Raw genomic sequence first — 1,400 nt, 5'->3', positions numbered from 1 at the left:
GGGGCCGGGGGCGAGGTGGGGGTGGTCGTGGGCGAGGGCGTCGGGCAGGACGGTGGCCAGGTCGGTGCGCCGGACGATCTCGGTGAGGGCCTGGACGGAGTTGGCCTCGACCGTGATCCGCGGGGCGGCCCGGTGGCGGGCGAAGTAGCCGTCGATGTGCGCCCGGGTGGCGAAGTCGCCGCTGAGCAGGGCGAGTTGTTCCTCCTTGAGGGCGTGGACCGGTAGCGGGTCGGGCAGCGTCGGGGCGCGCGAGGTGCCAGTGACGAGGCTGAGGGTCTCGGTGAACAGCGCGGTGGCGGTGATGCCGGGCGGGTGGGTGCCGGCGAAGGCGATGCCGAGGTCCAGGTCGTCGGCGAGCAGCGCGGCCTCGATGCGGTCCTGGGTGGTCTCCGTCAGGGTGAGGCCGACGCCGGGGTGGCGGGCGTGGAGCTCGGCGGTGAGCGGGCCGACCAGGTAGGCGGTGAAGGTGGGGGTGACGCCCAGGCGCAGGTGGCCGCGGGAGAGGTCCTGGACGTCGTGGACGGCGCGTTCGGCGGCGGCCAGGTCGCGCAGCGCGCGCCGGGCGTGGTCGGTGTAGACGGCGCCGGCGTCGGTGAGCCGCACGGTGCGGCCGGTGCGGTCCAGCAGCTGCACGCCCAGGGTCTTCTCCAGCTGCCTGATCTGCTGGGAGAGCGTGGGCTGGGAGATGTGCAGCTCCTCGGCGGCGCGGGTGAAGTTGCCGTGTTCGGCGACGGCGAGCAGATAGCGCAGGTGACGCAGTTCGGGAGCGGCCATGGAACAGACTATAGATGCGACCAATGACTTCTATGTCCGACAGCTCTTGGACACTATAGGCACAGGTCATGCATGGTGGATCTCACCGGCCCACCGGGGCCGGCCACCACCCGAAGGGAGTGACCAGTGCAGGACCTCACCGACGGCGTCGCCCGTTTCCAGCGGGACGTCTTCCCGGCCAAGGCGGAGCTCTTCGCCCACCTGGCCACGCACCACACCCCGGACACCCTGTTCATCGGCTGCTCCGACGCCCGCGTCGTCCCCGAGCTGATCACCGGCACCGAGCCGGGCGACCTGTTCGTCATCCGCACCGCCGGCAACCTGGTGCCCGCCCACACACCCGAGGCCGACGGCGTCGCGGCCAGCATCGAGTACGCCGTCGCCGCACTCGGCGTGCGGGACATCGTCGTCTGCGGCCACTCCGCCTGCGGCGCGATGACCGCCCTCGCCGAGGGCCACGACCTCAGCGGCGCCCCCGCGGTCGCCACCTGGCTGCGCCACGCCGACGCCTCCGTGGCCCGCACCTCCGCCGACGGCGACGTCCCCGCCCTGGTCCGCCAGAACGTGCTCGCCCAGCTGGCGAACCTGGCCACCCACCCCTCGGTCGCCCGCGCCCTCGCCGGGGG

2 protein-coding genes are annotated in these 1,400 nt (G+C 73.2%); one reads left to right on the top strand and one right to left on the bottom strand.

The annotated features are described in order from the left end of the window. A partial coding sequence (gene cynR / locus ACIQOV_RS41400; RefSeq protein ID WP_401056305.1) for a transcriptional regulator CynR occupies positions 1-774 on the bottom strand: 774 nt, incomplete at its 3' end. 126 nt (positions 775-900) lie between these two features. On the opposite strand from cynR, the gene ACIQOV_RS41395 reads away from it, so the two are divergent. After that, on the top strand, positions 901-1,400 hold a 500-nt coding region (locus ACIQOV_RS41395), incomplete at its 3' end, for a carbonic anhydrase (RefSeq protein ID WP_401056304.1).

It is taken from the genome of Kitasatospora sp. NPDC091257 (genome assembly GCF_044757675.1).
Classification (GTDB): Bacteria; Actinomycetota; Actinomycetes; order Streptomycetales; family Streptomycetaceae; genus Kitasatospora; species Kitasatospora lactacystinica.
The sequence above is the reverse complement of the archived record's forward strand: the minus strand, read 5'-3'. Positions and strand labels throughout refer to the sequence as shown.